This is a genomic window from Enterobacter sp. 186315, assembly GCF_053290175.1.
Window position 1 is genome coordinate 15,795 of the sequence record NZ_JBPTTK010000022.1, and the last position, 26,239, is coordinate 42,033.

The 26,239-nt window shown below is 50.3% G+C and carries 28 protein-coding genes; 17 read left to right on the plus strand and 11 right to left on the minus strand.

The genetic code is table 11. The annotated features are described in order from the left end of the window. The first annotated feature begins 282 nt into the window (after nucleotides 1-282). Both ACSVHP_RS19155 and ACSVHP_RS19160 read left to right on the plus strand, forming a co-directional pair. Nucleotides 283-372 (plus strand): hypothetical protein, encoded by a 90-nt coding sequence (locus ACSVHP_RS19155; protein WP_447552759.1) that lies wholly within the window; start codon nucleotides 283-285, stop codon nucleotides 370-372. Continuing rightward, on the plus strand, nucleotides 359-583 hold the full coding sequence (locus tag ACSVHP_RS19160; RefSeq protein WP_234674386.1) for a DUF2594 family protein: 225 nt from the start codon (nucleotides 359-361) through the stop codon (nucleotides 581-583). Before ACSVHP_RS19155 ends, ACSVHP_RS19160 begins: the two co-directional genes overlap by 14 nt. A gap of 66 nt (nucleotides 584-649) precedes the next feature. On the opposite strand, the gene sdiA is transcribed toward ACSVHP_RS19160, so the two are convergent. From sdiA to ACSVHP_RS19205, 9 genes are all read right to left on the minus strand, one after another. Then, nucleotides 650-1,372, minus strand: a complete 723-nt coding sequence (sdiA, locus tag ACSVHP_RS19165) for a transcriptional regulator SdiA (RefSeq protein WP_447552724.1) — start codon at nucleotides 1,370-1,372, stop codon at nucleotides 650-652. A gap of 221 nt (nucleotides 1,373-1,593) precedes the next feature. Beyond that, nucleotides 1,594-2,346: an L-cystine ABC transporter ATP-binding protein TcyN gene (gene tcyN, locus ACSVHP_RS19170; RefSeq protein ID WP_447552725.1), complete on the minus strand. Its 753-nt coding sequence runs from the start codon at nucleotides 2,344-2,346 to the stop codon at nucleotides 1,594-1,596. Beyond that, nucleotides 2,343-3,011: a cystine ABC transporter permease gene (tcyL, locus tag ACSVHP_RS19175; RefSeq protein ID WP_014884380.1), complete on the minus strand. Its 669-nt coding sequence runs from the start codon at nucleotides 3,009-3,011 to the stop codon at nucleotides 2,343-2,345. The genes tcyN and tcyL overlap by 4 nt, the downstream gene beginning before the upstream one ends. A gap of 21 nt (nucleotides 3,012-3,032) precedes the next feature. Continuing rightward, a complete protein-coding gene (dcyD, locus tag ACSVHP_RS19180; protein WP_447552726.1) occupies nucleotides 3,033-4,019 on the minus strand; it encodes a D-cysteine desulfhydrase in 987 nt (328 codons plus the stop codon). A gap of 107 nt (nucleotides 4,020-4,126) precedes the next feature. Next, nucleotides 4,127-4,927: a cystine ABC transporter substrate-binding protein gene (gene tcyJ, locus ACSVHP_RS19185; RefSeq protein WP_447552727.1), complete on the minus strand. Its 801-nt coding sequence runs from the start codon at nucleotides 4,925-4,927 to the stop codon at nucleotides 4,127-4,129. 86 nt (nucleotides 4,928-5,013) lie between these two features. Then, the gene (fliZ, locus tag ACSVHP_RS19190) at nucleotides 5,014-5,565 is read right to left on the minus strand and encodes a flagella biosynthesis regulatory protein FliZ (protein ID WP_234674382.1); all 552 of its coding nucleotides are present in this window, start codon (nucleotides 5,563-5,565) and stop codon (nucleotides 5,014-5,016) included. Between the two features lie 54 nt (nucleotides 5,566-5,619). Further along, nucleotides 5,620-6,339, minus strand: coding sequence for an RNA polymerase sigma factor FliA (locus tag ACSVHP_RS19195; RefSeq protein WP_059310219.1), 720 nt, complete (start codon nucleotides 6,337-6,339; stop codon nucleotides 5,620-5,622). A 163-nt stretch (nucleotides 6,340-6,502) separates the two neighbouring features. After that, nucleotides 6,503-7,762, minus strand: a complete 1,260-nt coding sequence (locus ACSVHP_RS19200) for a FliC/FljB family flagellin (protein WP_447552728.1) — start codon at nucleotides 7,760-7,762, stop codon at nucleotides 6,503-6,505. A gap of 2 nt (nucleotides 7,763-7,764) precedes the next feature. Continuing rightward, nucleotides 7,765-7,905 carry a hypothetical protein gene (locus tag ACSVHP_RS19205; protein WP_234674380.1) on the minus strand — a complete coding sequence of 47 codons (141 nt, stop codon included), beginning with the start codon at nucleotides 7,903-7,905 and terminating at the stop codon, nucleotides 7,765-7,767. A gap of 125 nt (nucleotides 7,906-8,030) precedes the next feature. Between ACSVHP_RS19205 and fliD the strand changes: the two genes are divergently transcribed. The 4 genes from fliD (at nucleotide 8,031) to amyA (ending at nucleotide 11,844) form a co-directional block, all read left to right on the plus strand. Further along, entirely contained in the window at nucleotides 8,031-9,446 is a 1,416-nt protein-coding gene (gene fliD, locus ACSVHP_RS19210; protein WP_447552729.1) for a flagellar filament capping protein FliD, read from the plus strand. A 30-nt stretch (nucleotides 9,447-9,476) separates the two neighbouring features. After that, a complete protein-coding gene (gene fliS, locus ACSVHP_RS19215; protein ID WP_234674378.1) occupies nucleotides 9,477-9,887 on the plus strand; it encodes a flagellar export chaperone FliS in 411 nt (136 codons plus the stop codon). Continuing rightward, on the plus strand, nucleotides 9,887-10,258 hold the full coding sequence (gene fliT / locus ACSVHP_RS19220) for a flagella biosynthesis regulatory protein FliT (protein WP_447552730.1): 372 nt from the start codon (nucleotides 9,887-9,889) through the stop codon (nucleotides 10,256-10,258). The genes fliS and fliT overlap by 1 nt, the downstream gene beginning before the upstream one ends. Nucleotides 10,259-10,356: 98 nt before the next feature. After that, nucleotides 10,357-11,844 carry an alpha-amylase gene (gene amyA, locus ACSVHP_RS19225; RefSeq protein ID WP_447552731.1) on the plus strand — a complete coding sequence of 496 codons (1,488 nt, stop codon included), beginning with the start codon at nucleotides 10,357-10,359 and terminating at the stop codon, nucleotides 11,842-11,844. 42 nt (nucleotides 11,845-11,886) lie between these two features. Here amyA and yedD read toward each other — a convergent pair whose 3' ends face one another. After that, nucleotides 11,887-12,300, minus strand: a complete 414-nt coding sequence (gene yedD, locus ACSVHP_RS19230) for a lipoprotein YedD (RefSeq protein ID WP_447552732.1) — start codon at nucleotides 12,298-12,300, stop codon at nucleotides 11,887-11,889. Between the two features lie 185 nt (nucleotides 12,301-12,485). Here yedD and ACSVHP_RS19235 point away from each other — a divergent pair, with 185 nt between their 5' ends. The 5 genes from ACSVHP_RS19235 to ACSVHP_RS19255 all read left to right on the plus strand — a co-directional run bounded on the left by ACSVHP_RS19235 (nucleotide 12,486) and on the right by ACSVHP_RS19255 (nucleotide 18,844). Beyond that, nucleotides 12,486-12,848 carry a GtrA family protein gene (locus tag ACSVHP_RS19235; protein WP_447552733.1) on the plus strand — a complete coding sequence of 121 codons (363 nt, stop codon included), beginning with the start codon at nucleotides 12,486-12,488 and terminating at the stop codon, nucleotides 12,846-12,848. Further along, a complete protein-coding gene (locus ACSVHP_RS19240; RefSeq protein WP_447552734.1) occupies nucleotides 12,845-13,768 on the plus strand; it encodes a glycosyltransferase family 2 protein in 924 nt (307 codons plus the stop codon). Before ACSVHP_RS19235 ends, ACSVHP_RS19240 begins: the two co-directional genes overlap by 4 nt. Then, nucleotides 13,761-15,239, plus strand: coding sequence for a glucosyltransferase domain-containing protein (locus ACSVHP_RS19245; protein ID WP_447552735.1), 1,479 nt, complete (start codon nucleotides 13,761-13,763; stop codon nucleotides 15,237-15,239). Before ACSVHP_RS19240 ends, ACSVHP_RS19245 begins: the two co-directional genes overlap by 8 nt. 482 nt (nucleotides 15,240-15,721) lie before the next feature. After that, entirely contained in the window at nucleotides 15,722-17,206 is a 1,485-nt protein-coding gene (locus tag ACSVHP_RS19250; RefSeq protein ID WP_447552736.1) for a hypothetical protein, read from the plus strand. Between the two features lie 534 nt (nucleotides 17,207-17,740). Further along, on the plus strand, nucleotides 17,741-18,844 hold the full coding sequence (locus ACSVHP_RS19255) for an acyltransferase family protein (protein ID WP_447552737.1): 1,104 nt from the start codon (nucleotides 17,741-17,743) through the stop codon (nucleotides 18,842-18,844). 396 nt (nucleotides 18,845-19,240) lie between these two features. Here the strand turns inward: ACSVHP_RS19255 and fliE are convergent, their stop codons facing one another. Then, on the minus strand, nucleotides 19,241-19,555 hold the full coding sequence (gene fliE / locus ACSVHP_RS19260) for a flagellar hook-basal body complex protein FliE (protein ID WP_234674374.1): 315 nt from the start codon (nucleotides 19,553-19,555) through the stop codon (nucleotides 19,241-19,243). 228 nt (nucleotides 19,556-19,783) lie between these two features. Between fliE and fliF the strand changes: the two genes are divergently transcribed. Genes fliF through fliK form a run of 6 tightly spaced genes read left to right on the plus strand, consistent with a single transcriptional unit; the run spans nucleotide 19,784 to nucleotide 26,215 of the window. Continuing rightward, nucleotides 19,784-21,475 carry a flagellar basal-body MS-ring/collar protein FliF gene (fliF, locus tag ACSVHP_RS19265; RefSeq protein ID WP_447552738.1) on the plus strand — a complete coding sequence of 564 codons (1,692 nt, stop codon included), beginning with the start codon at nucleotides 19,784-19,786 and terminating at the stop codon, nucleotides 21,473-21,475. After that, nucleotides 21,468-22,466, plus strand: a complete 999-nt coding sequence (gene fliG, locus ACSVHP_RS19270; protein WP_089599455.1) for a flagellar motor switch protein FliG — start codon at nucleotides 21,468-21,470, stop codon at nucleotides 22,464-22,466. Before fliF ends, fliG begins: the two co-directional genes overlap by 8 nt. Next, nucleotides 22,459-23,166, plus strand: a complete 708-nt coding sequence (gene fliH / locus ACSVHP_RS19275) for a flagellar assembly protein FliH (protein ID WP_447552739.1) — start codon at nucleotides 22,459-22,461, stop codon at nucleotides 23,164-23,166. The genes fliG and fliH overlap by 8 nt, the downstream gene beginning before the upstream one ends. After that, nucleotides 23,166-24,536, plus strand: a complete 1,371-nt coding sequence (fliI, locus tag ACSVHP_RS19280; RefSeq protein WP_447552740.1) for a flagellar protein export ATPase FliI — start codon at nucleotides 23,166-23,168, stop codon at nucleotides 24,534-24,536. The genes fliH and fliI overlap by 1 nt, the downstream gene beginning before the upstream one ends. A 21-nt stretch (nucleotides 24,537-24,557) precedes the next feature. Then, entirely contained in the window at nucleotides 24,558-25,001 is a 444-nt protein-coding gene (fliJ, locus tag ACSVHP_RS19285; protein WP_181619954.1) for a flagellar export protein FliJ, read from the plus strand. After that, entirely contained in the window at nucleotides 24,998-26,215 is a 1,218-nt protein-coding gene (gene fliK / locus ACSVHP_RS19290) for a flagellar hook length control protein FliK (RefSeq protein WP_447552741.1), read from the plus strand. Before fliJ ends, fliK begins: the two co-directional genes overlap by 4 nt. Nucleotides 26,216-26,239: the final 24 nt, after the last annotated feature.

Genomic DNA, 26,239 nt, shown 5'->3' on the forward strand with positions numbered 1-26,239 from the left:
TCTCGTTTTTGGAAATGAGCCTGTACAGCAGGTGGAAAGGAAACCTGGGATTCCGCGCTTTTAAGACTATTTTTGAGCAACTGTATTCAAAAAGTTACGATACAGTCCCAAAACGTTCTGGCAAAAAACAGAATTCTCATATTTGTAACAATAATTAACGGCAGGCACACCGCTGATAAACATTTATTAGCAGATAATCTGTCGTGCAGATTACCCTCGTTCGTTGTTTATGCGAATAAACAAAAAGAGGAAAAGTATAAAAAACAACCAATGCTTTTTTTGATGCGGCTTGTGGTATACTCCGCCGCCTTCACTTTCATCGTCGCGCTCAAGCGCAGTTTTATAATGAGGAAAATAAATGAGCTCACCTGAATTCGCCACTGCGGAAAATAGCCAGGAGCTGGCACAGGAAGTTAACTGCCTGAAGTCTTTACTGACGCTGATGTTGCAGGCAATGGGCCAGGCTGACGCAGGCCGTGTAATCATTAAGATGGAAAAGCAAATCGCGCAAATGGAAGACCAGGCTGAGTCTGCGGTATTTGCCAATACGGTTAAGCAGATTAAACAAGCTTACCGCCAGTAAAAAAAACGGCTGGATGCGCAAGCATTCAGCCGTTGTCTCGCCTGACACGCAGAACGTTAGGTGGTTTCAGATAAGCCCCGTAGCCGCTGCGTAGCAGGCAATCTGCGTTTTGTTCGGCGCATTAAACTTCTTCTGCATATTCTTCTGATGGAAGTTAACGGTATTTTCCGAGATAGAGAGAATAATCGCTATTTCCGCTGAGGTCTTCCCTTCTGCCGTCCACTTCAGAATTTCCTTCTCGCGCTTGCTGAATTTCATTTCAGGCGGCATGACGGTCTCATGCTCTAATCGAAGTAAAGACGTTAAGGCCATTTGCACCAGCATCTGTAAGCGCAGCTCCATCTCTTCGCCAATGAGCGAATTATCCGCCACGCTGGCGCGCGATACGGACAGGAACCCGAGCGCATGATTGGGTAACATCAGGCATTGCGTTATTCCCTTTCGAATACCGTGGTCGCGCGCGCCGTCCCATAATTGCTGAGATTCTGCGAATAATTCATCCGTCCAGGGTAAATGGCCGTGCATGAAATTCTCAGGTTTCAATACCGGATCGATAGCGAAATAATTCTCTGACTGATATTGCGCCATCCACTGCCCGGGATAGGTTGAATGCACTGAAATTTTAGGACGGGTGAATGGCACAGGATGTCGAACGCAGAGTGAGAAATAATCAAACTCAAGTGCCTGAGTTTGTTGCTGTAGCTCAAGATATACGTCACTGGCGGTTGTCATTTCCTGAAACCGCAGAAAGCATTCCCGACGCCATGTGAAAAAGTCGCTTTCCTTCATACTGACTAAATGAAGCCTCTGAAAAGATAATCATTATTATGGTGAATATAAACTAACACAGAAAACTTATTTAGAACCACAAAATATCGGTTTTATGATGATTATCTTTAGATTTAATACGGTTTTTCCGAGCTAAGCGGAATAATGAGAGCACCAGAGAGCCGTTAGTGGCGTAATATTTGCTCCAGCCAGAATAACTGGAGCAAATAAGGGCAAAAATACTACTGCATAAGGAACTTTTCAAGGAACTGGCGGGTGCGCGGCTGCTGCGGACGGGTGAAGAGCTCTTTCGCTGGCCCCTGCTCCACAATGCGCCCCTGATCCATGAAGATTGCCCTGTCCGCCACATCTCTGGCGAAGCTCATCTCATGGGTCACAATCACCATCGTGCGTTTCTCCTGCGCCAGCTGGCGGATGGTGTTGAGCACCTCGCCCACCAGTTCCGGATCCAGCGCTGAGGTCGGTTCATCGAACAAGATCACGTCCGGGCGCATCGCCAGCGCACGCGCGATGGCAACGCGCTGCTGCTGCCCGCCCGACAGACGGCGCGGATAGCTGGTCTCTTTGCCCGCCAGCCCCACCTTCGCCAGCAGCTCGCGGGCGCGGGCGATCGCTTCGTCCTTAGGTTCACCTTTTACGATGACCGGCCCTTCAATAATGTTCTCCAGCACGGTGCGGTGCGGGAAGAGGTTGAAGCTCTGGAAAACAAACCCGACATGCTGGCGCAGCCTGCGGATCAGTCCTTTCTGCTGGCTGATGGATTTGGCGGTATCAATAGTGATATCACCCACGCGAATGGTTCCGCCCTCGGGCTGTTCCAGCAGATTAATACTGCGCAGCAGGGTGGTTTTGCCCGAGCCGCTCGGCCCGATAATCGCCACCACTTCCCCCTGCTCCACCTCAAGATCGATGCCGTGAAGCACCGTCTGGCCATGGAATTTTTTTACCAGGTTTTTGACGTCGATAGCACTCATTTCGGATCACGCTCCTGGCGGTTCAGCTGATTTTCAAAGTAGTTTTGCAGCGCGGACAGCACCGTTGCCATCACCCAGTAGATGAGGGATGCGGCCAGATACATGGTGAACACCTCCAGCGTGCGGGAGGTAATCAGCTGCGCCTGGCGGAACAGCTCAGGCACCTGAATGGTGGCCGCCAGCGAGGTGTCTTTCACCAGGCTGATAAAGCTGTTGCTGAGCGGCGGCAGCGCCACGCGAGCCGCCTGCGGCAGGATCGCCCGACGCAGCGTCTGCCATGGGGTCATCCCGATACTGGCTGCGGCCTCCCACTGCCCTTTATCGATGGACGAAATCGCCGCACGCAGGGTTTCGGAGGTATAGGCCGCAGTGTTCAGCGACAGGCCAATCATCGCCGCCGGGATCGGATCCAGCTCGATACCGAACTGCGGCAGGCCGTAGTAGATCATAAAGAGCTGGGCGATAAGCGGCGTACCGCGAAACACGGAGATGTAAAAACGCGCCAGCCAGCGTACCGGCAGGATCGGCGACATACGCATCAGCGCCAGCACAAACCCGAGCACCAGACCGAAGAACATCCCGCCGATACTGAGCTGCAAGGTGAACACCGCGCCCTTCAGCAGATACGGCAGCGAATCAATAACCAGTTGAATACTTTCTTGCATTATTATTTTTCGACCTGATGTTTAGACGTGAGGATGATAGGCAAACAGCGCAGGCGCACCGCCGGTATGAACAAATAAAATGGGGCCTTCATCCTTAAAGCGTTTTTGCGCGATGCCGTCGATCAGCCCCGCCATCGCCTTGCCGGTATAGACCGGATCCAGCAAAATTCCCTCCAGGCGGGCGAGCAGCTTCACCGCCTCCATGCCCTCGTCATTCGGCGTGCCGTAGCCCGGCGCAAAATAGTCATCCCAGAGAATGATGTCCGCTTTCGCCTTCAGCTCCAGCTGCTCTGCAACCGCCTGTTGCAGGGTGACCACCTTCGGTTTTTGATCGGCAACGCAGCGGGACACCGTCACGCCAATCAGCTCGGCGTCGGGCATCAGCTGCTCCAGCCCGACCGCCAGCCCGGCGTGGGTGCCGGCGCTACCGGAGGCAACCACCACCGAAGAGAGGCTGACCGCGCCTTCACACTGCTGGGCGATTTCCAGCGCGCTTTCCACATAGCCCAGCGCCCCCAGCGCGTTCGAGCCGCCAACCGGGATCACGTACGGACGAAAGCCCTGTGCTTCAAGGCGCGTCGCCAGCTCGTCGAGCTGGGCGGTCGGATCGGTCAGGGCGTCGCACATCTCGACCTGGGTATTGAACAGATCCAGCAGCAGGCGGTTACCGTTGGTCAGGTAGTTTTCCGCCCGCGTGCCGATAGGGTTTTCCAGCAGCGCCACGCAGTGCAGCCCCAGCTTTGCCGCCACCGCCGCCGTCTGGCGAACGTGGTTAGACTGAATAGCACCGGCGGTGACCAGCGTATCGGCCCCCTCGCGCAGGGCATCAGCCGCGAGAAATTCCAGCTTGCGCAGCTTGTTGCCGCCCATCGCCATTGGCGTCACGTCGTCACGCTTAATAAAAATATCGCGCCCTAAATAGTCCGAAAATCGCGGTAAATACTCCAGCGGCGTGGGTGCGCCAATGAACTCAAGGCGCGGAAAGCGCGTTAAATTTTGCAGTGACATGGTTCCTCCGGTGACGCAAATTCATCTGATATTTTTCATTATGCACGCAGACGCGTCAGAAATAAAAAAGGCGCTTTTAAAAGCGCCTTTTTTTATCGGTCAAAGACTTATTTGGTCACGTCAGCGCCGAACCACTTCTCAGAGAGCGCCTTCAGGCTGCCGTCTTTCTGCATATCCGCAATGGCGGCGTCGATGGCTTTCACCAGATCTTCATTGCCTTTGCGTACCGCCACGCCGGACTCCTGACGGGAGAACGCATCGCCCGCAACGGCCAGAGTATTGTTGGTTTTCTTCACCAGATCCAGCGCGGCCAGACGGTCAACGAGGATGGCGTCGATACGGCCTACGCGCAGATCCTGGTATTTGGTCGGGTCATCATCATAGGTACGGATGTCCACGCCCTGCACGTTCTGGCGCAGCCACTCTTCGTAGTTTGTTCCCAGACCGACACCGACTTTTTTGCCTTTCAGATCGGCAGCGGACTTGATAGAGCCTTCGTTACCTTTCTTCACCAGCGCCTGGATCCCGGACACGGTGTACGGCGTGGAGAAGTCATACTTCTTCTTACGCTCGTCGGAGATGGTCACCTGGTTGATGACCACGTCGATACGTTTGGAGTCCAGCGACGCCAGCATACCGTCCCATTTGGTCGGTTTCAGGGACGCCTTCACGCCGAGGTGTTTCGCCAGCTCTTCGGCAAACTCCACTTCAAACCCGGTCAGCTTGCCGTCATCGCCCTGGAAGCTGAACGGAGGATAGGTTCCTTCCAGCCCCACCAGCAGCGTGCCGCGCTCTTTAACTTTATTCAGCAGATTGTCGGCTGCGAAGGTTTTTACGCTCATGCCCGCCACCAGCGCGACGGCCATAACGCCCATCAGCGCCTGACGGCCCAGAAGTGCAAATTTCATAGATACCCCGATATAGTGGTTTTTTTGTGTAGTGTAGTGAAATCGCCTGTGACGTCAAAGGCGGCTGCGCTACATCTTATGCAATTTTAATATATATCAGAAGTTGCCCCGGCGTGGACTTTCTGCTTTATCGCACCCGGCATTTGTACCTTATATTGCGCGTACTTACGCAGCGCGATCCGGTAATTATTGGTGCTGGTTGCAGGCAGCCACGGCTCCAGATTTTCATCCAGATAGCCGGTTTTCAGCAGGTCGCGGGAGATGTTTTGTACGGTCAGATGCTGCCCCAGGCGACGCAGGCGAACCACGTATTCGCGCACGGTGCCGTGGCTCATCTCCGTTTGTTCAAACAGGAACTGCTTGAAGCCGATAATATCGAAGAAGTCGCTTTGCTCTTTGCAATGGAGATCGCCACAGAAACGGCAAAGCGCCACCCACTCTTTTTGCTCTTCGAGCCACGCGGATTCATCCATTAGGGTATCAAGGCGCGAGATCGCAATTTTATTGACGATCTCACCGCGACGAACCAGCGTGATGCGGTCGAGTAATTTATTACAGTGGGCGCAATGCGTCTGGCTGTGTTTAAAGTCTTTCAGGTAGCGGCTTAGTGGCCGTCTTTTAGGTTGCTGCACCGTCATGATAACTCCTGGTTGTCAATACGTTGTGCGGCATTTTTCAGGCGAATCAATCACCTATAACTTACCCAGCTTGGTACGTAAGCGTTTAATGGCCTGGCTGTGCAGCTGGCTGACCCGCGACTCGCCCACTTCAAGAACAGCACCAATCTCTTTCAGATTCAGCTCTTCCTGATAATAGAGGGTTAACACCAGCTGTTCGCGCTCGGGTAAAGCTTCAATCGCTTCCATCACGCGGTGGCGTAAATTCCCTTCCATTAAGTGGTGTAACGGGTTTTCCTGCTGGTGTTCATCGGTCACCAGCTCGATGCTATCGCCATGCTCTTCGCGCCACTCGTCATAAGAGAAGAGCTGGCTATTATTGGTATCGAGCAACATCTGACGATACTCTTCAACAGCGATACCAAGACGTTCCGCCACTTCCGTTTCCGTCGCGTTTCGTCCCAGCTCCTGTTCCAGCTGCCCCATCGCATGTGCCACTTCGCGGGCGTTGCGGCGAACGCTGCGCGGCACCCAGTCGCGGCTGCGCAATTCGTCCAGCATCGCTCCACGAATACGCTGTACTGCGTAAGTCGTAAATGCCGTTCCTTGCAGAGCGTCGTATCGGTCAACTGCATTCAATAACCCGATACCGCCCGCCTGTAGCAGATCGTCCAGTTCCACGCTCGCCGGCAACCGCACCTGGAGGCGCAATGCTTCGTGACGCACCAGCGGGACATAACGCTGCCACAGCGAGTGTTTATCCATTACACCTTCAGCGGTATAGAGTGAATTCACGATAAACAGCCCTGCGTTAATTGAGTTATCGGCATGATTATCCGATTCTGGAGGGGTTTTAATTGGATGAATAGTGGGTGAAATGGGGGGTTATTTGGGGGTTACGAATAAAAGCGGCAAGTAAAAAACCCCGCCGAAGCGGGGTTTAAGCTTATTCAGGCGATTAGCCTTGCAGCAGAGACAGAACCTGCTGAGGAACCTGGTTAGCTTTAGACAGCACGGAGTTACCGGCCTGCTGGATGATCTGCGCTTTAGACATGTTGGACACTTCGGTCGCATAGTCGGCGTCCTGAATACGGGACTGCGCTTCAGACAGGTTGGTGGTGGTGTTGTTCAGGTTGGTTACGGCAGAGCTCAGACGGTTCTGCACAGCACCCAGGGAAGAACGGAAATTATCAACCTGAGCAATCGCATCATCAAGAGCTTTCAGAGGATCTGCAGTTAAGTTCGCAGGAGCAGTAGTCGCTGCACCAACAGTAAGAACTCCAGTATCTGCAATTGTAGCAGTGTTATAACTTAACGCATTTGTCGTAGCATCCTTGGTTTGTACCAGGTATGCAGCATCACCATTGCTATCTTTATACTGAATAAGTGATTGATTGGCAGCAAGTGCAGCAGTATTCAGGGTAACATCTTTACCAATCGTGGTAACTGCTGTAGCTGCTGCTGTAACTGTATCACCAGAGACTGCTGTGGAATTAAACGTGATAGTACCAGTTTTAGAATTGATGGTAGCGTCATAGTAATCAGTACCATCTTTTACATAGTTTTTACCATTTTCGCTTACCAGTTGCAGACCTGTTGCTCCACCACCGTTAGTGTCAGTGAAGTTTGCATCAGCGATGGTAACTTGCTTGTTGATAGTACTACCATTTTCGACGCTGGCACCCAAATTGGTAACATCGAAAGAAGAAAGACTTAAAGTTGATGAGTCAATTTTTTTCAGATCGATAGTGATGGTTTGACCATCGTTTGCGCCAACCTGAATGTTCATTTTGCCATCTTTGGCTAGTACGTTCACGCCGTTGAACTGAGTCTGGCCAGATACGCGATCAATTTCAGACAAGCGGGATTTAATTTCGTCCTGAATTGAAGACAGATCAGATTCAGAGTTGGTACCGGTAGAAGCCTGAACGGTCAGCTCACGAACGCGCTGCAAGTTGTTGTTGATTTCAGACAGTGCGCCTTCTGTGGTCTGTGCCAGAGAGATACCGTCGTTCGCGTTACGTGCAGCCTGAGTCAGACCTTTGATGTTAGAGGTGAAGCGGTTAGCGATCGCCTGACCAGCAGCATCGTCTTTCGCGCTGTTGATACGCAGACCAGAAGACAGACGCTCGATAGAAGAAGACAGAGCGGACTGGTTCTTGTTGATGTTGTTCTGAGTGATCAGCGAGAGGCTGTTGGTATTAATGTACTGTGCCATGATTACGTTTCCTGTTGTTCATCAAATCTGTGGATGAGATTTGGGTTTCCACCCTTCGGCTTCATCGCCGTCAAAGGTGTTATCGTCTGGTCCAAACCAACCTTTAGATTTTTTTTCAGGATCGCGATAATTTTTTTAGCCACAGAATTACTCTTCTCTATTAGCGTTATTCCCGCCATTAAAAAAAAGAAATTCGCCGTAAACTTTCCCGCAATGAGGCCGATAACCCCAGTATTCGTTCTACGTGTCAACAGATTAAGGATTAAATATGGCAAGTATTTCAACGCTGGGAGTGGGTTCGGGTCTGCAATTAAGTGATATTTTAGACAGCCTGACCGCCGCTGAGAAAACGCAGCTGACCCCTATCTCCAAACAGCAGACATCTTATACCGCCAAGCTTAGCGCTTACGGCACGTTAAAAAGCTCGCTGGAAGCGTTTCAGACTGCCAATACCGCATTGAATAAAGCCGACCTGTTTACCGCCACCAGCACGTCGAGCAGCACAACAGCGTTTAGCGCCACCACGACCGGCAGCGCGATTGCGGGTAAATACACCATCAGCGTGTCGCAGCTGGCCCAGGCGCAGACGCTGACGACCAAAAACACGCAGGCTGACAACAAAACGGCGATCGCCTCATCGGACAGCAAAATCACCTTTACCGCCGGGAACGGAAAAGATCCGGTAACGGTGGATATCAGCGCGGCTAATTCCTCGCTGACCGGCATTCGTGATGCGATTAACAAGGCCGATGCCGGCGTGACCGCCAGTATTATTAACGTCGGGAACGGGCAGTATCGTCTGTCAATTACCTCGACCGAAACCGGTGCAGACAACGCGGTAAGCATTGCCGTAAGCGGCGACAGCGCCCTGCAATCCTTTATGGGCTACAACGGCACCAGCACCGACGGCAGCAACGGTATGACCGAAAGCGTGACCGCGCAGAACGCGAAGCTGAAGGTGAACAACGTTGATATCGAAAACAGCAGCAACACCATCAGCGACGCGCTGGAAGATATCACCCTGACCCTGAACGACGTCACCACCGGCAACCAGACGCTGAATATCACAAAAGATACGTCGAAGGCAGAAAGTGCGCTGAAGGCCTGGGTGGATGCCTACAACACGTTGCAGGACAGCTTCGCCTCCCTGACCAAATATACGGCAGTGGATGCGGGAACGGACGCTCAGGATTCCAGCAACGGCGCCCTGCTTGGCGACACCACGCTGCGCACGATTCAGACTCAGCTGAAGGCGCTGCTCACTAACTCAGCGGGCGGTACGGCGTATAAATCGCTGTCTCAGCTCGGCATTACCTCCGATCCGAGCACCGGTAAGCTGACGCTGGACAGCACTAAGCTTGAAAAAACGCTGAAGGACAACCCGCTGGCGGTAAAAGACCTGATTGTGGGCGACGGTAAAACTACCGGCATCACCACCAACATGGCGACCAACCTGACCGACTGGCTCTCCAGCAAAGGCATTATTCAGGCAGCTAAAGACGGCGTCAGCAAAACGCTGAACAACCTGACCGAGCAGTACAACGCCGTAAGCACCCGTATTGACGCACGAGTGGCACAGTACAAAGCCCAGTTTACCCAACTGGACGTACTGATGACGTCACTGAACAACACCAGCAGCTACCTGACGCAGCAGTTCGAAAGCACGTCGTCCAGCAGCAAGTAGTAAACGCTAATCATACCCGAGGGGGATAACATGTACGGCGCAAAAGGCACGCAAGCCTACGCAAAAATAGAGGTTGAAAGCGCGGTGATGAGCGCCAGCCAGCATCAGCTGGTTATCATGCTATTTGATGGAGCCCTCAGCGCGCTGGTACGCGCGCGTCTGTTCCTGGTAGACGGCAATATCCCGGCAAAAGGGCTGGCGCTGTCAAAAGCCATCAACATTATCGAAAACGGGCTCAAGCTGGGCCTGGTGGAAAATAATGGCGATGAGCTGACGCAAAACCTGATTGCCCTTTATGCCTATATGGTAAGACGCCTTCTGCACGCCAACGTGAATAACGACGCCAGCGCCATCGAAGAGGTGGAAACCTTGCTGCGCAATATCGCTGACGGGTGGAAGGAGGTTGCCGGTTCGCCACAACTGATTCAGGACGCCGTCTAATGAGTAATGCACCGCAACTTTATTCTCTTTATCAACAGCTCCTTGAGCAGAGCCAGCTGATGCTGCGGCTGGCTCGCCAGGGATTGTGGGATGACCTTATCAGCTGTGAAACCGACTATGTCAACGCGGTGCACTCGCTGGCTCGGCTTACGGAAGAGATCCAACCTTCCTCGCAGTTGCAGGAACAGCTTCGGCCCACGCTCCGCGTGATTCTGGATAATGAAGGCCAGGTGAAAACGCTGCTGCAAAAGAGAATGGACGAACTGGCGAAGCTGGTTGGGCAAAACTCGATACAGAAATCAGTGATGTCCACCTACAGCAATCAGGGCGGACACGTTCTTATTCCACAAAGTAATCTCGATTCAAATTAGCCACTTAGCTGGCGAGCGAATCTTATCCGCTTCGTTCGCCAGGCATTTCTGCAAAAGCTACTCCATACTTGAATTTCGCGACCTCATGGAGATGGTGCATGCGCAACCCAACCTTATTGCAATGTTTTCACTGGTATTACCCCACTGGCGGTGAACTGTGGCCGGAAGTAGCAGCCTTAGCCCCCAACCTAAACGAAATCGGCATTAATATGATCTGGCTCCCCCCGGCCTATAAAGGCGCATCGGGCGGCTATTCCGTCGGCTATGACTCTTACGATCTTTTCGACCTGGGCGAGTTCGATCAAAAAGGCTCGGTTGCCACCAAATATGGCGATAAGGGACAGCTGCTTGAGGCTATTCAGGCGCTTAAAAGCAATAATATCGCCGTGCTGCTGGACGTGGTGGTGAACCACAAGATGGGCGCCGATGAGAAAGAGCCGGTACGCGTACAGCGGGTAAACGAGCAGGACCGCACGCAGATCGACGACGAAATCATCGAATGCGAAGCGTGGACGCGCTACACCTTCCCCGTCCGCGCTGGCCAATATTCGGAGTTCGTCTGGGATTACAAATGCTTTAGCGGCATCGATCATATCGAGAACCCGACCGAGGACGGCATCTATAAAATCGTCAACGACTATACCGGCGAAGGCTGGAACGATCAGGTTGATGACGAGATGGGTAACTTCGATTACCTGATGGGCGAGAATATCGACTTCCGCAACCACGCGGTGACCGAGGAGATTAAATACTGGGCGCGCTGGGTGATGGAGCAGACGCAGTGTGACGGTTTCCGCCTGGACGCGGTGAAGCACATTCCGGCGTGGTTCTATAAGGAGTGGATTGAACACGTTCAGGAAGTGGCGGAGCAGCCGCTGTTCATCGTCGCGGAATACTGGTCGCATGAAGTGGATAAGTTGCAGACCTATATTCATCAGGTAGAGGGCAAAACGATGCTGTTTGACGCCCCTCTGCAAATGAATTTCCACGAGGCCTCCCGTCAGGGCCGCGACTACGATATGAGCCAGATTTTCACCGGCACGCTGGTCGAGGCGGATCCTTTCCACGCGGTGACGCTGGTTGCCAACCACGACACCCAGCCGTTACAGGCGCTGGAAGCGCCGGTTGAATCCTGGTTTAAACCGCTGGCCTACGCGCTGATCCTGCTGCGTGAAAACGGCGTACCGAGCGTGTTCTACCCGGATCTGTTTGGCGCGAGCTACGACGATACGGGTGGCGATGGCGAAACGTATCACATCGATATGCCGGTTATCGAACAGCTGCACGAGCTGATCCTGGCCCGCCAGCGGTTTGCTCACGGTGTGCAGACGCTGTTCTTCGATCATCCAAACTGCATTGCGTTCAGCCGCAGCGGCACCGACGACGCGCCGGGCTGCGTGGTGGTGATGTCAAATGGTGATGACGGAGAGAAAACAATTTGCCTTGGCGAGAACTACGGCAACAAAACCTGGAAAGATTTCCTCGGCAACCGCGAAGAAACCGTGACCACCGGAGCGGAGGGTGAAGCGACGTTCTTCTGCAACGGGGGAAGCGTTAGCGTCTGGGTATTAGAGGACGTGCTGTAAAACACTGCCGGGTGGCGGCTATGCCTCACCCGGCAACAATACTTACGGCAGCTTGCTTTCCAGCGGGTTTTTGCTCAGGTAATCGGCACACTCCACCGTCGGGCGATCCACCTTTTGCAGCTCCATCCCGTCATATTCCAGCGTCGCCCCGTCGCGTTCCAGCGGATAGATATCCAGCTTGCGGGTCACGTTGTAGTAGCTGTCAGAGCGCAGCATGATTTTGCCCGGCACCGCCAGCACGCGCTGCCACTGACGACAGTCCAGCGTATCCCCCTCTTCCGTCACTACCAGCGTGGCAATCGCCTCCGGGCTGACCATTTTGCTTTGCGGCCCTTTCGACTGCCAGTATCCCGCCAGATTTGCAGGCACAGGATGCTTGATCACTTCCTGGTAGTTATCCACCTGAACACACCCGGTCAGCGCCAGCAGCGCGCCAGCAATTGCTATCTTTTTCATCATCTTTCCTGCGTGCGAAGAAAGAAAAGATTGTGGCATTAAAGCGAGAGGGGTGCCAGTGGAAGATAGGACTGTGCGTCACACACCCACAAATTCATAAACTGAGAAACTGCTAGCTCTAACACTCGATCAGAAAAATACTAAGTGGTAGACTTACAAACTTTAAAAATTTACTGATTACGATAATGATTAAACTTTTTTCACGCTACATTTCAGTGGGTGTAATCAACACAGGGATTCATTGGTTAATCTTTGGTCTGCTTGTCACCCTATTTCGGTATGATCAGGCAATCAGCAACGTAGTTGCTTTCATTATTGCTGTTACCTTCTCCTTCTTCGCTAATGCCAGATATACGTTTAGGACAAAAGCAACAGGAAAAGGCTACATCCTTTTTGTCAGTTTTATGGGGCTACTTAGCTTCGTTTCAGGCAAGATTTCAGATCACTACAACATTAATCCACTCATTACTCTGATTGAGTTTTCCGCTATCAGTCTCATCTGCGGCTTTATTTATTCAAAATTCATTGTTTTTAGGGATGCAAAATGAAAATTTCTCTTGTTGTTCCGGTCTATAATGAAGAAGAAGCAATTCCTATCTTCTACCAAACCGTACGTGAATTTGAACCTTTAAAGCAGTACAGTATCGAAATCATCTTTATTAATGATGGTAGTAAAGACACCACGGAATCTATTATTAGGGCTTTGGCAGCCGCTGATCCTCAAGTCATACCTCTGACATTTACGCGTAATTTTGGTAAAGAGCCTGCACTTTTTGCAGGATTAGACCATGCAACTGGTGACGCCATAATACCAATTGATGTTGATTTACAAGATCCGATTGAAGTGATACCTCATTTAATTGAGAAATGGCAATCGGGTGCTGATATTGTCCTTGCAAAACGTACCGACCGCTCCACCGATGGAAGATTGAAACGTAAAACCGCTGAATGGTTCTATAAACTTCATAATAAAATAAGTAACCCTAAAATTGAAGAAAATGTCGGCGACTTCCGTCTTATGTCCCGGGAGGTTGTTGATAATATAAAAAAAATGCCCGAGCGGAATTTGTTCATGAAAGGCGTTTTAAGCTGGGTAGGCGGCACAACTGAAGTTGTTGAATATGCCCGCGCGGAACGAGTCGCAGGCAGCACAAAATTTAATGGCTGGAAATTATGGAATTTGGCCCTTGAAGGTATCACTAGCTTTTCAACTTTTCCATTGCGTATGTGGACATATATTGGCCTGTTTGTTGCGGGCATTGCATTCCTGTATGGTGCATGGATGATTGTTGACACTCTCGCTTTTGGAAACCCGGTTCGAGGGTACCCTTCCATGCTTGTTTCAATATTATTCCTGGGAGGTATTCAATTAATTGGTATCGGTGTTCTCGGAGAATACATTGGAAGAATCTATGTCGAGGTAAAAAATCGTCCTCGTTATATCCTGAGCAGGAAGAAAGATGTTTAAGTTAATAAATAAAGAATTATCACTTTATAAAGCAGGATTGATTTCCTTTTGTTTGATTCTGTTTGCTTATTACCCCTTAATAAGCGAACGCATTTATTTTGTTGATGATATCACTCGTTCAATCAAGGGTTATTTTGGATGGACAGAATTAGGCAGACCACTTACCGAGTGGCTGGCTATGTTTTTAACTCTAAATTCTAGTGTCCTAGCTGATGTTACACCGCTACCACAGCTTTTGAGTATTTTTATCTTTTCTTTCTCAATTTTGATATTGATCAGAAATGCATTTAGTAAAGTCACGTTAGGTGCACTTTTGATATCTGCAACTACAGTAATCAACCCGCTCGTATTAGGTAATATGCTATATCGATTTGATTCTTTGTCGATGGCATTTTCAATAATGTTTTCTGTCCTTGCGTGGGAGAAATTCAATCACGCTAAATTATTCCAAGTATTTATTTTACTTATCTGCAGTCTATGTTTTTATCAACCAGCCATTGCAATTTTTCCATTGTTGGTAATATCTTCATTCATTAAAAACAGTTCTACGGAAGAGTTTAAGCCGAGTTATGTTTTTAAATCACTGCTGATGATTGTTATCTCATGCATTTTTTATTTTGCTTTCGTAGTTAAGTTGACTATTAAAAAAACCGAGAGCAGAGGGGAAATCAACGGGCTAGGTGAAACACTTATAAAAAATATGGTTTCTGGACTTAATTTTATTTCAGAGATCGTTTGGGACTCATACGGAAGAATAGGTTTTTCAATTTTAATTGGTATCTTCATCATTTTCATTTGTTGTTATCTTAAGGTTTTAATAGTAAATATTTTAGGTAAAGATAAGACTAATAAATACTTGAAGGTACTATTATTATTGTTCTCGCCTTTGGCGATTTTGCTTTGTGCAGTTGGTGTAAACTTAATACTGAGTAATGGGTACTATCCTTTAAGGGTGCTATTCCCTATTGCTTTCATAATTTTTCTAATGCTTACACTTGCATCGTACAGTAATGCCTTACTAAAAAATATTTCAGCAATTTCAGCGGCTTGTTTATTGATTGTTTCTTTTACAACGATTTATGCAATGTCATCAGCATTGTATCAACAGAGACAGTATGACTCATATGTACTCTTTTCTTTGGGTCAATATCTATCAACCTCATCAGAAAATAAAAATATATACATTTTCGGTTATACCGACAACTCTTGGTCTAGCGGAACAACCATGAAAGCCTTTCCAATTATACGCCACGCAAAAAATAACTTTTATGATATGACATTAAGTCAGGCATTAACTAATAATGGAGTAAAAAACGTTAAATTTTCGTCTAAAGGAAGAGTAATCGCCTCCGACCTAGCAAAAAAAGCATGTAGCAATAAAATGAATAAGGTATACATTACACCACAGTATACTGTTTACAGTGATAACCTGACATTACTTGTATATTTAGGAAGTAAAAACTGCCTATAGGTTACTTACAATAAATGGGGCTAACCGCCCCAAAACTAGCTGAAGGAATTTCAAATACAAATGTCAAATTACGATTATATCTAAAATTGCAGTTATTATATCTACAAAATAAAATCTAGGATTTTATTGTATTGAACTTATAAAAGTACACCGGGTATGGTTTGACCATTTTTAATGAAACAATGATTAAATTAAACCGAAGGTGAATCAAATTGATTTCATTAAGAAAGTAAATATATCAATTATGTTATGAAAGATGTAGACTTCAAGAAGAGGATAATGATTGTGTGATAGTAATGTGTTATAGTTACAATACGATTTTGGTTGAATTCGCAATATTTAGCTAATTTTGTCTGTAGTGCTAATATTTTTTAATATTCCACCGGTGGGTTAAAATAAGTCCGAATCTAACCAACACAATGGAATTCGATCAGATAAAATTTCATCTTTCATCAATACTAATAAAAGGAAATAGGGACGTTATGTTAGCAAAAAAAAATGCTAAAGAATCCATAACCAATACGATTTTTTTCTTTTTCATTTGCATTATGATTTTCTTTTTTTTCAGATATATTCATCCAGTTACAGCTGCTTCAGGTGATGATTGGATAAATCTTCCTTTCTATCGTGAAGCTATTCCTGAATGGGCCGGTTTTAATCCAAGTAAAGTTGTGCCTGAGTTAACCCTTCCTTTAATAGGACAAATTTCAGCTTTTGTAATAATGCCTTTTGGTTATGATTTTCTGACGGCCATTTCAATTACGACAGCCATTTTTATATCCTTACTCACATGCATATTTCTCATTCAGTTTTTTTTGTTAATGAAAAATAAAATTGGTGCAGACAATACTGTATCTTTAATAATAACATTCATATGTTTCCTTTTTTTATTTGGTGCATTTAAAACTCTTAACGATAATAGAAGTCCTTACTTGTTATGGGAAGCGGGACTTACTTGCTATTTCCATTACCTCACACCCGCTTTAATTAATGGTTCGATGGTCCTTTACTTAATGCGGAATGATCTTACTTACGCTAATCTTTCTTTGCTGCATCCAACGAAGGTCGGTGGGATTGTTTTGGCTATTTATCTTTGCATCTTTTCTAACATTTTCTCGAGTGTATTTTTAGCTGTATATTGTGGCGTTTCACTAATCCCTCCATTGATTAATTCGCTTAAATATAGAAATATGAGTTTTCTTCAGCACCCTATCCATATCTTTGCAATATTACTTTTCATCATCTCAGCTATATTTGAAATGAACGGCGGGCGTGCAGGGCGAATTGGAAAAGATCACCTTAGAATACCTGAAAGTCTGAGCTCATTGTTTTCATTGTTAGCCACGATGAATTATTTGTTCGCTACACTTATCGTGGTGATGACTTTAATAGGTTGTATCTATTCAATTTTTTACATTAAATCGCGAATGTATAATTCCTTTACAACGATTTTTTGGGTTTCATTACTTTCTTTGTTTATTAGTACAATATCACTTATTTTAATATGCTCAAAAGCTGGCGCAGGTTATGCCTCGCGCCCCGTTGCAATGTATGGTATATTCCTATTTATGATGATTGCCTGTTTTTCATCAATTGCTGAAATATCAAAGCAAAATAAAATTATACATTATATACTTCCTATGTTAGTTTTATTCTTATTAAATGTGGTTGTTACTAAAAAGACATCTTTACGAGAGCCGCATGATATGAATATGAAATTTAGTGAAGCTTATACTATCTCTAACAATATTATCCAAACAGTGATAGATGCAGATATTAACAATCAGACTTCTGTGGAAGTAAGGGTTCCTAAGATTGGCCAAGGTGATAACTGGCCTTTCCCTTTAACGCGTGGTAGGGCAATTGGAGACACGCTTAGATCTAACGGTTTAATAAAAAATTATTTTGAAATAAAAATAATCCCTGACGAAAATATCAACAAAAAGTTAAATTTAAAAAGCAAATAATAATCTCAGCCCCTTCAAAGGGGCTGGGAACCATAAAAATTAGTATATCACGTTTATTCTTTTGCTTATTTAGGGTCGCTGTACATTAATATCTAAATTAAAAAATCTTAACATTAGAAAGATGATTTGGGCCATCATACCGACGATATTATCGTTAATCTTCTCATTTGATAATTTTGCCGATATACGCAGTTGGGTCTTTACTCATCGGTTAGCAAAATGCGTCATACCATTGAAACACCTTACCTTGCATTTTCTGAAGCCAGCCTCAGCATAAGGAGCAAACATTACACTAGAACCCCAACCCTGGGGCCCGTTTTTTTTCAAAACGATAGTAAATAGACGGCATTCTACTCATTATTTTGTCATGTGGTATATCTCATGATCTACTTTAAGTTTTTTACTGTATGTATACACATGAATACGCACATAAAAAAAATGGCTATATAGTCGATAGTTGTTCCATTAACTGTTACAATATGTATCCTTATTTAAATTATCAAAGAACATCATAATCAGATAAAAGTAAACATTATGAACAATAAAATTCTATCAATTCATAACCTGCGAGGAATTGCAGGTATATTTGTAGTTTTTTTCCATTTCAGATCTTATCTGAATGGTGTTTATGTGCAGCAAGATTTCGGCCAAATGTTATTCGGCTCTGCTGCATTTGGCGTTGACTTATTTTTTATGATAAGCGGTTTCATAATAGCTCTTTCAACCCGAAACCGAACTTCTAATTTAGTGTTTGCTCTGCGTCGATTCTTTAGAATATATCCAGCTTTTTTTGTTGTTTTTACAATTGGTGTAATTACTGTTTATCAGTATAATCCATCAGAAAATTTAGTAAGAGCATTCCTTTTTATGCATAGGGATTATGCACAGGACTCACCTGGATTCGGGTATAATGTTTTAGGACCTGCATGGACTTTGACCTACGAGATATACTTCTATGCAGTTTTTGCTTTAGCTATGGCAATTAGTCATAAATACAGAACAACATTAACATCTTGCTTTTTAGTAGTAACAGTTTTTTTATTACAGATATATTATAACGGTGAAATATCATTGAGTGGCCCTTCAGCTGCGAATGTGCCTATTGATAATCCTGCTTTTGGATTTTTACGTTTTATCTCATCACCTCTCCTATTAGAGTTTATTGTTGGGATGTTATACTATGAAGTTTATCATCGAGTGAAATTTTCTGTAAGTAATGGAACCTCATTATTCATACTTTATTCCACAATTGGATTTTTTATAACCTATTATTTTGTTGGTAGTTTGAATGGTTTTGGCTTAGATCGTGCTGGTATTATATCTGCAGTATTGCTGTTTGGTTTTCTATTTTACGAAAAGACAATCGGCTTCAATGAAAACAGAACACTTTCATTTTTAGGTGACGTTTCATTCTCAATCTATATTTCCCATTATTTTTTCATTAATCTAATGAATTTCTATAATCCGGATTTTTATATGCACTCTTCTGGAATGGGGCGATTCCTTATGATGTTATCAATAACTATGATTGCAGGCACGCTGTTGCATTTTTATATTGAGAAGCCATGCATTCGTTTTGGTAAGATGCTAGAGAACCATCTAAATAAATCGCGTTTGTTAAAAACCGTTACTGCTTAAATATAAAACCCGCCGAGAGGCGGGTTTTATTAATCATGTACAATAATAATCATTATAACCACACCATTTTATAAATACTCCCTCACAGTTCACGGTCCAAAGTGCATATTTTCAAGGTGAGGTTTTACGCTATTAGCACTGTCTACCATACATGTGAAACTGCTATGCAAAATGAAGTTTTCGCTTTCGCCGTGCCTATCAATGCACTCTTACTGGTTTTAGATACCGGTGCCAACAAATTCGAATTTTGCATCCGGTGTACAGACCCTTTATAGCCAAAAATAATCAGGACCAGGTACTCATCCTTAACCAGAAATTCAGTGAGTTTGCCCCATCCATGCCCCACGCTGTGGGATAGGAGGGGTATTAACTAGAATTATCATTTAGTTAGACAACCTAAACCTGCATGCCCATCATTTCCTGATAAGCCGACACTAGCTTATTCCTTACCTGGATACCCATCTGCAACGACACCGACGCTTTTTGCAAATCGGTCATCACATCGTTAAGGGCCACGCCCGGCTCGCCGAGGGTGAATTTTTCCGCCTGGGTGCGTGCCGCCGTCTGCGTATCGCTGATACGGTCAAGCGCAGCGTGCAGTTGTCCGGCAAAGCTGATGGTTGGCTGCTCTTGCGCCACGTTCTGATTACGGGCCGTCATCGCCGTTGCCTGCAACTGACTAATGACCCCTTCAATGCCCTGTATAGCCATGACTCTCCCCTGGATGGTTTTTTACGCGGTCAAGACTAACAGCTTGTCAATAAGATAAAGGCGGTAAATAGCGTGAAAAAACCAGGTTATTTGACGCATAGAAAATCCCGAATCGTCAAATAATGGCAGGGCCATAAGTATGGAACTTTTGTCGTGTTTGCCGACCCGGGAGTCAGTTTTGTTTCTCTACACGAATAACGTAAACCACCAGGATTTAAGAGGTGTGCAATGAGTGCGACAGCATCGACAGCACCGCAGAATAAATCACTTGAGTGGATGAACCGCCTTCGCGCGAACCCTAAAATCCCGTTGATCGTGGCAGGCGCTGCCGCAATTGCGATTATTGTCGCGATGGTCCTGTGGGCAAAAAGCCCTGACTACCGCACGCTTTACAGCAACCTTTCCGACCAGGATGGCGGTGCCATCGTTACCCAGCTGACCCAGATGAACATCCCGTATCGCTTTGCCGATAACGGCGGTGCGCTTGAGGTTCCGGCGGATAAGGTCCATGAATTACGTCTGCGTCTGGCCCAGCAGGGGCTGCCAAAAGGCGGCGCAGTCGGTTTTGAACTGCTGGATCAGGAAAAATTCGGTATCAGCCAGTTCAGCGAGCAGGTTAACTACCAGCGCGCGCTGGAAGGCGAGCTTGCCCGCACCATTGAAACCTTAGGCCCGGTCAAAAGCGCCCGCGTGCATCTGGCGATGCCGAAACCCTCCCTGTTTGTCCGTGAACAAAAGTCTCCGTCTGCGTCCGTTACCGTCAACCTTGAACCTGGCCGTGCGCTGGACGAAGGGCAAATCAGCGCGGTCACTCACCTTGTCTCCAGCGCCGTCGCCGGTCTACCGCCGGGCAACGTGACCCTGGTCGATCAGAGCGGCCATCTGCTGACGCAAAACAACTCGGCAGGTCGTGACCTGAACGACGCGCAGCTTAAATACGCCGCCGACGTTGAAGGCCGTTTGCAGCGCCGTATCGAAGCGATTCTTGGCCCGGTGGTCGGGAACAGCAACGTTCACGCGCAGGTGACCGCACAGATCGACTTCGCCAATAAAGAGCAGACCGAAGAGCAGTACAGCCCGAACGGCGACGCCTCGCAGGCGGTGATGCGCTCGCGCCAGATCAATTCTAACGAGCAGATTGGCGGTCAGTATCCTGGCGGCGTGCCGGGTGCGCTCTCTAACCAGCCTGCCCCGGCGAACGCGGCGCCAATCTCTACGCCGCCGGCGAATCAGCAGAACGGTCAACAAAATGGTCAGCAGAATACCCAGCAGACCACCTCAACGGCGAACAGCGCGGGTCCGCGTACCACCAGCCGTAACGAGACCACAAACTACGAAGTCGACCGTACGATTCGTCACACCAAGCTGAACGTGGGCGACATCCAGCGCCTGTCCGTTGCGGTAGTGGTGAACTACAAAACCCTGCCGGACGGTAAGCCTCTGCCGCTGACCGCCGAGCAGATGAAACAGATCGAAGACCTGACCCGCGAGGCGATGGGCTACTCGGAAAAACGTGGCGACACCCTCAACGTGGTGAACTCACCGTTCAACTCGGTTGATGAAACCGGTGGGGAACTGCCGTTCTGGCAACAGCAGGCGTTTATCGATCAGCTGATGTCTGCCGGTCGCTGGCTGCTGGTGCTGATTGTGGCATGGCTGCTGTGGCGCAAGGGTGTGCGTCCTCAGCTTCAGCGTCGTGCTGCCGCAGAGAAAGCCGCGCTTGAGCAGATGAATACGCGTCAGGAAGTGGAAGAAGCCGTTGAGGTTCGCCTGAGCACAGACGAACAAATGCAGCAGCGCCGCGCTAACCAGCGTATGGGGGCTGAAGTGATGAGTCAACGTATTCGCGAAATGTCAGATAACGATCCGCGCGTTGTGGCGCTGGTCATCCGCGGGTGGATGGGTAACGAACATGAGTAATACGCTTACGGGCACCGATAAAAGCGTCATCCTGCTGATGACCATTGGCGAAGACCGCGCGGCAGAGGTGTTCAAACACCTCTCCCAGCGGGAGGTCCAGATCCTCAGCGCGGCGATGGCTAACGTGCGTCAGATTTCCAATAAACAGCTGACCGAGGTGCTGGCCGAGTTTGAGCAGGAAGCCGAACAGTTTGCGGCGCTCAACGTCAACGCCAACGAATACCTGCGCTCGGTGCTGGTCAAGGCGCTCGGCGAAGAGCGTGCGGCCAGCCTGCTGGAAGATATTCTGGAAACCCGCGATACCGCCAGCGGCATCGAAACGCTCAACTTTATGGAGCCGCAGAGCGCCGCCGACCTTATTCGCGACGAGCATCCGCAGATCATCGCGACTATCCTGGTTCACCTCAAGCGCGGCCAGGCGGCGGATATTCTGGCGCTGTTCGAAGAGCGCCTGCGTCACGACGTGATGCTGCGTATCGCCACCTTCGGCGGTGTCCAGCCAGCGGCGCTGGCGGAGCTGACCGAAGTGCTGAACAACCTGCTCGACGGCCAGAACCTCAAGCGCAGCAAAATGGGCGGCGTGAGAACGGCGGCGGAGATCATCAACCTGATGAAAACCCAGCAGGAAGAGGCGGTCATTACCGCGGTTCGCGAGTTCGACGGCGAGCTGGCACAGAAAATTATCGACGAGATGTTCCTGTTCGAAAACCTGGTCGAAGTGGACGATCGCAGCATCCAGCGCCTGCTTCAGGAAGTGGACTCCGAATCGCTGCTTATCGCCCTCAAGGGTGCCGAACAGCCGCTGCGCGAGAAGTTCCTGCGCAACATGTCCCAGCGTGCCGCCGATATCCTGCGCGACGACCTGGCCAACCGCGGCCCGGTGCGTCTGTCCCAGGTGGAAAACGAACAGAAAGCGATCCTGCTTATCGTTCGTCGTCTGGCAGAAACCGGCGAGATGGTGATCGGCAGCGGGGACGATACCTATGTCTAATGAGCTGCCGTGGAAGCGCTGGACGCCTGACGATCTGGCCCCTCCTCTCACCGAGTTCGTCCCTGCCATGACCTCGCCCGACGAGGGCGAAGTCGGCGAGGAGCCCCCCGTGCTCAGCGAAGAAGAGCAGCGCGCGCAGATGCTTGCACAGATGCAAATGCAGGCGCACGAGCAGGGGTTCAACGCGGGAATGAACGAAGGACGGCAGCAGGGCCACCAGCAGGGTTATCAGGAAGGGCTGGCCCAGGGTCTTGAGCAAGGGATCGAGCAGGCGCGCCAGCAGCAGGCACCACTTCACGCCCGGATGCAGCAGCTGGTCAGCGAGTTCCAGAATACCCTGGACGCGCTGGACAGCGTGATCGCCTCGCGCCTGATGCAGATGGCGCTGGAGGCCGCGCGTCAGGTGATCGGTCAGACCCCGACGGTCGATAACTCGGCGTTAATCAAACAGATTCAGGGCCTGCTCCAGCAGGAGCCGCTGTTTAGCGGTAAACCCCAGCTGCGCGTTCATCCGGACGATTTGCAGCGCGTTGAAGAAAGCCTCGGCGCGACCCTCAGCCTGCACGGCTGGCGCCTGCGCGGGGATCCGTCGTTACACCACGGCGGATGCAAAGTCTCTGCCGACGAGGGCGATCTGGACGCCAGCGTCGCCACCCGCTGGCAGGAACTGTGCCGCCTGGCGGCACCGGGAGTCGTCTGATGACCGCACGCCTCACGCGCTGGCTCACCACGCTCGATAACTTCGAAACGAAGATGGCTCAGCTGCCGTCCGTGCGTCGTTACGGGCGGTTGACCCGTGCAACGGGTCTGGTGCTGGAAGCCACCGGCCTGCAACTGCCCCTCGGCGCGACCTGCGTCATTGAACGCCAGGACGGGAGCGAAACCCGCGAAGTAGAAAGCGAAGTGGTGGGCTTTAACGGCCAGCGCCTGTTTCTGATGCCGCTTGAAGAGGTCGAGGGCATTCTGCCCGGCGCGCGCGTGTATGCGAAAAACATCGCGGGCGACGGTCTGCAAAGCGGCAAACAGCTGCCGCTCGGCCCGGCGCTGCTGGGCCGCGTGCTCGACGGCAGCGGCAAGCCGCTCGATGGGCTCCCCTCCCCCGACACCACCGAAACCGGGGCGCTGATCACCCAGCCGTTCAACCCGCTGCAACGAACCCCTATCGAACACGTGCTGGATACCGGCGTGCGCCCGATCAACGCCCTGCTGACCGTCGGTCGCGGGCAGCGTATGGGGCTGTTTGCCGGTTCCGGCGTCGGTAAATCGGTGCTGCTCGGCATGATGGCGCGCTACACCCAGGCGGACGTGATCGTCGTGGGGCTGATCGGCGAGCGTGGTCGTGAAGTAAAAGACTTTATCGAAAACATTCTCGGTGCCGAAGGTCGCGCCCGCTCGGTGGTGATTGCCGCCCCTGCGGACGTGTCCCCGCTGCTGCGAATGCAGGGTGCCGCCTACGCCACCCGTATTGCCGAAGATTTTCGCGACCGTGGGCAGCACGTCCTGCTGATCATGGACTCGCTCACCCGCTACGCGATGGCGCAGCGTGAAATCGCTCTGGCGATCGGCGAACCGCCCGCAACCAAAGGCTATCCACCGTCGGTGTTTGCCAAGCTGCCCGCGCTGGTTGAGCGTGCGGGGAACGGCATCAGCGGCGGCGGCTCGGTCACCGCGTTTTATACGGTACTGACCGAAGGCGATGACCAGCAGGATCCGATTGCCGACTCCGCGCGTGCGATCCTCGACGGTCACATCGTGCTGTCGCGGCGGCTGGCGGAAGCCGGGCACTATCCGGCCATCGATATTGAAGCCTCGATCAGCCGTGCGATGACGGCGCTGATTAGCGAGCCGCATTACGCCCGCGTGCGTAACTTCAAACAGCTGCTTTCCAGCTTCCAGCGTAACCGCGATCTGGTAAGCGTGGGCGCGTATGCCAAAGGCAGCGACCCGATGCTCGACAAGGCGATTACGCTCTGGCCGCAGCTGGAGGCGTTTCTGCAACAGGGTATTTTCGAACGTGCCGACTGGGAAGATTCGATCCAGGCTCTGGAGCTGATTTTCCCGCAGGTGTAACACAGGTGGAGGGCGAAGGTCATGGCGCAAAACAGCGCGTTATCAACGCTAAAAGATCTGGCTGAAAAAGAGGTGGACGATGCCGCATTGCAGCTTGGCGCAATGCGCCGTGGGTGCCAGCAGGCTGAAGAGCAGTTGAAGATGTTAATCGACTATCAGCATGAGTATCGCACCAACCTCAATACCGACATGACGCAGGGCATTGGCAGCCAGCGCTGGATCAACTATCAGCAGTTTATCCAGACGCTCGAAAAGGCGATTGAACAGCATCGCCTGCAACTGAACCAGTGGACGCAAAAAGTCGATACCGCGCTCAACTTCTGGCGCGAGAAAAAGCAGCGGCTACAGGCCTGGCAAACCTTGCAGGACCGGCAGGTAGCGGCAACGACCCTGGCGGAAAACCGCCTCGATCAGAAAAAAATGGATGAGTTTGCCCAGCGCGCATCAATGAGGAAACCTGAATGATCACACTGCAACAACTGCTGATGACCGACAGCGACCCGTCTGGCGGCACGCAGACCGGGAAAGGCACCGAGGGTGCGCAAGACTTTCTCTCTCTGCTGGCGGGCGCGCTGACCGAGTCCACCGGCCAGGGCAAGGATGCGCCGCTCACGTTAGCCGATCTGAAAGCCGCCGGAAGCAAGCTCGCAAAGGTGGCGCAGGATAAAAATGCCGACAGCCCTCTGGCGGCGAAAATCGCCGATCTGCTGGCGCGCCAGGCACCGCTTGCCGCCGATGACACGGCGCAGGCGACCTCCCTGCAAAGCCTGGTCTCCGGGCTGGTGCCTGCCACCCACGGCGATGCGCTGAAAAGCCTGACCCAGACGGCGGCAAAAGAGGACGCGAAAACCGACCTGAATGACGAAGAGCTGGCGGGCTTAAGCGCGCTGATGGCGATGCTGCCGCACCAGCAGGCCGCTATGCCCGTAACCACAGCGCCAAAAGCAGAAGGTGTCGCTACTCAGGCATTGACCGCCTCGGCTATGACCCAGAGCGGCAGTGGACAACAGCCCCTGCTGAACAACGCCACCAACGCGGGCCATGAAAAGACCCTGGCGCAATTCCAGCCTGTGGCAGCTGATGCGAATAACGCGCCGCTGACCCCGGCGGTCGCCGCTGCGGTGGAAAAAACCGATCTCACCGCGCAGTCTACCGCCACCAGCCCAACGGCCACGCTGGCCCCTGTCGTGGGCGCACAGCCCGCCTCTCAGCCTGCCGCGACCGTGGCAACGGCCCCGGTGCTGAGCCAGCCGCTGGGGACGCCCGAGTGGCAGCAAAATCTGAGCCAGCACATCACCCTGTTCACCCGTCAGGGCCAGCAGACGGCGGAGCTTCGCCTGCATCCGGAAGATCTGGGTCAGGTGCAGATTTCCCTCAAGCTTGATGACAACCAGGCCCAGCTCCAGATGGTGTCACCGCACAGCCACGTGCGCGCGGCGCTGGAAGCGGCGATACCGATGCTGCGCACGTCGCTGGCGGAAAGCGGTATTCAGCTGTCGCAAAGCAGCGTCAGCAGCGAGAGTTTCTCCGGCCAGCAGCAGTCTGCTTCCCAGCAGCAGCACCAGTCTTCACGCTCCGGCCAGCAGGGGTTTAACGACGAAAGCGATGAACTGCTGGCCGTCCCGGCCTCCCTGCAATCCGCCGCGCGGGGTAACGGGGCCGTAGATATCTTTGCCTAAACGCCAGAGGTAGCGTGATTATCC

What these genes read in the sequence shown, in the direction of transcription:
- ACSVHP_RS19155 (WP_447552759.1), top strand. Translation starts at nt 283, where the DNA reads ATGCGGCTTGTGGTATACTCCGCCGCCTTCACTTTCATCGTCGCGCTC.
- ACSVHP_RS19160 (WP_234674386.1), top strand. Translation starts at nt 359, where the DNA reads ATGAGCTCACCTGAATTCGCCACTGCGGAAAATAGCCAGGAGCTGGCA.
- sdiA (WP_447552724.1), bottom strand. Translation starts at nt 1,372, where the DNA reads ATGAAGGAAAGCGACTTTTTCACATGGCGTCGGGAATGCTTTCTGCGG.
- tcyN (WP_447552725.1), bottom strand. Translation starts at nt 2,346, where the DNA reads ATGAGTGCTATCGACGTCAAAAACCTGGTAAAAAAATTCCATGGCCAG.
- tcyL (WP_014884380.1), bottom strand. Translation starts at nt 3,011, where the DNA reads ATGCAAGAAAGTATTCAACTGGTTATTGATTCGCTGCCGTATCTGCTG.
- dcyD (WP_447552726.1), bottom strand. Translation starts at nt 4,019, where the DNA reads ATGTCACTGCAAAATTTAACGCGCTTTCCGCGCCTTGAGTTCATTGGC.
- tcyJ (WP_447552727.1), bottom strand. Translation starts at nt 4,927, where the DNA reads ATGAAATTTGCACTTCTGGGCCGTCAGGCGCTGATGGGCGTTATGGCC.
- fliZ (WP_234674382.1), bottom strand. Translation starts at nt 5,565, where the DNA reads ATGACGGTGCAGCAACCTAAAAGACGGCCACTAAGCCGCTACCTGAAA.
- ACSVHP_RS19200 (WP_447552728.1), bottom strand. Translation starts at nt 7,762, where the DNA reads ATGGCACAGTACATTAATACCAACAGCCTCTCGCTGATCACTCAGAAC.
- fliD (WP_447552729.1), top strand. Translation starts at nt 8,031, where the DNA reads ATGGCAAGTATTTCAACGCTGGGAGTGGGTTCGGGTCTGCAATTAAGT.
- fliS (WP_234674378.1), top strand. Translation starts at nt 9,477, where the DNA reads ATGTACGGCGCAAAAGGCACGCAAGCCTACGCAAAAATAGAGGTTGAA.
- fliT (WP_447552730.1), top strand. Translation starts at nt 9,887, where the DNA reads ATGAGTAATGCACCGCAACTTTATTCTCTTTATCAACAGCTCCTTGAG.
- amyA (WP_447552731.1), top strand. Translation starts at nt 10,357, where the DNA reads ATGCGCAACCCAACCTTATTGCAATGTTTTCACTGGTATTACCCCACT.
- yedD (WP_447552732.1), bottom strand. Translation starts at nt 12,300, where the DNA reads ATGAAAAAGATAGCAATTGCTGGCGCGCTGCTGGCGCTGACCGGGTGT.
- ACSVHP_RS19235 (WP_447552733.1), top strand. Translation starts at nt 12,486, where the DNA reads ATGATTAAACTTTTTTCACGCTACATTTCAGTGGGTGTAATCAACACA.
- ACSVHP_RS19240 (WP_447552734.1), top strand. Translation starts at nt 12,845, where the DNA reads ATGAAAATTTCTCTTGTTGTTCCGGTCTATAATGAAGAAGAAGCAATT.
- ACSVHP_RS19245 (WP_447552735.1), top strand. Translation starts at nt 13,761, where the DNA reads ATGTTTAAGTTAATAAATAAAGAATTATCACTTTATAAAGCAGGATTG.
- ACSVHP_RS19250 (WP_447552736.1), top strand. Translation starts at nt 15,722, where the DNA reads ATGTTAGCAAAAAAAAATGCTAAAGAATCCATAACCAATACGATTTTT.
- ACSVHP_RS19255 (WP_447552737.1), top strand. Translation starts at nt 17,741, where the DNA reads ATGAACAATAAAATTCTATCAATTCATAACCTGCGAGGAATTGCAGGT.
- fliE (WP_234674374.1), bottom strand. Translation starts at nt 19,555, where the DNA reads ATGGCTATACAGGGCATTGAAGGGGTCATTAGTCAGTTGCAGGCAACG.
- fliF (WP_447552738.1), top strand. Translation starts at nt 19,784, where the DNA reads ATGAGTGCGACAGCATCGACAGCACCGCAGAATAAATCACTTGAGTGG.
- fliG (WP_089599455.1), top strand. Translation starts at nt 21,468, where the DNA reads ATGAGTAATACGCTTACGGGCACCGATAAAAGCGTCATCCTGCTGATG.
- fliH (WP_447552739.1), top strand. Translation starts at nt 22,459, where the DNA reads ATGTCTAATGAGCTGCCGTGGAAGCGCTGGACGCCTGACGATCTGGCC.
- fliI (WP_447552740.1), top strand. Translation starts at nt 23,166, where the DNA reads ATGACCGCACGCCTCACGCGCTGGCTCACCACGCTCGATAACTTCGAA.
- fliJ (WP_181619954.1), top strand. Translation starts at nt 24,558, where the DNA reads ATGGCGCAAAACAGCGCGTTATCAACGCTAAAAGATCTGGCTGAAAAA.
- fliK (WP_447552741.1), top strand. Translation starts at nt 24,998, where the DNA reads ATGATCACACTGCAACAACTGCTGATGACCGACAGCGACCCGTCTGGC.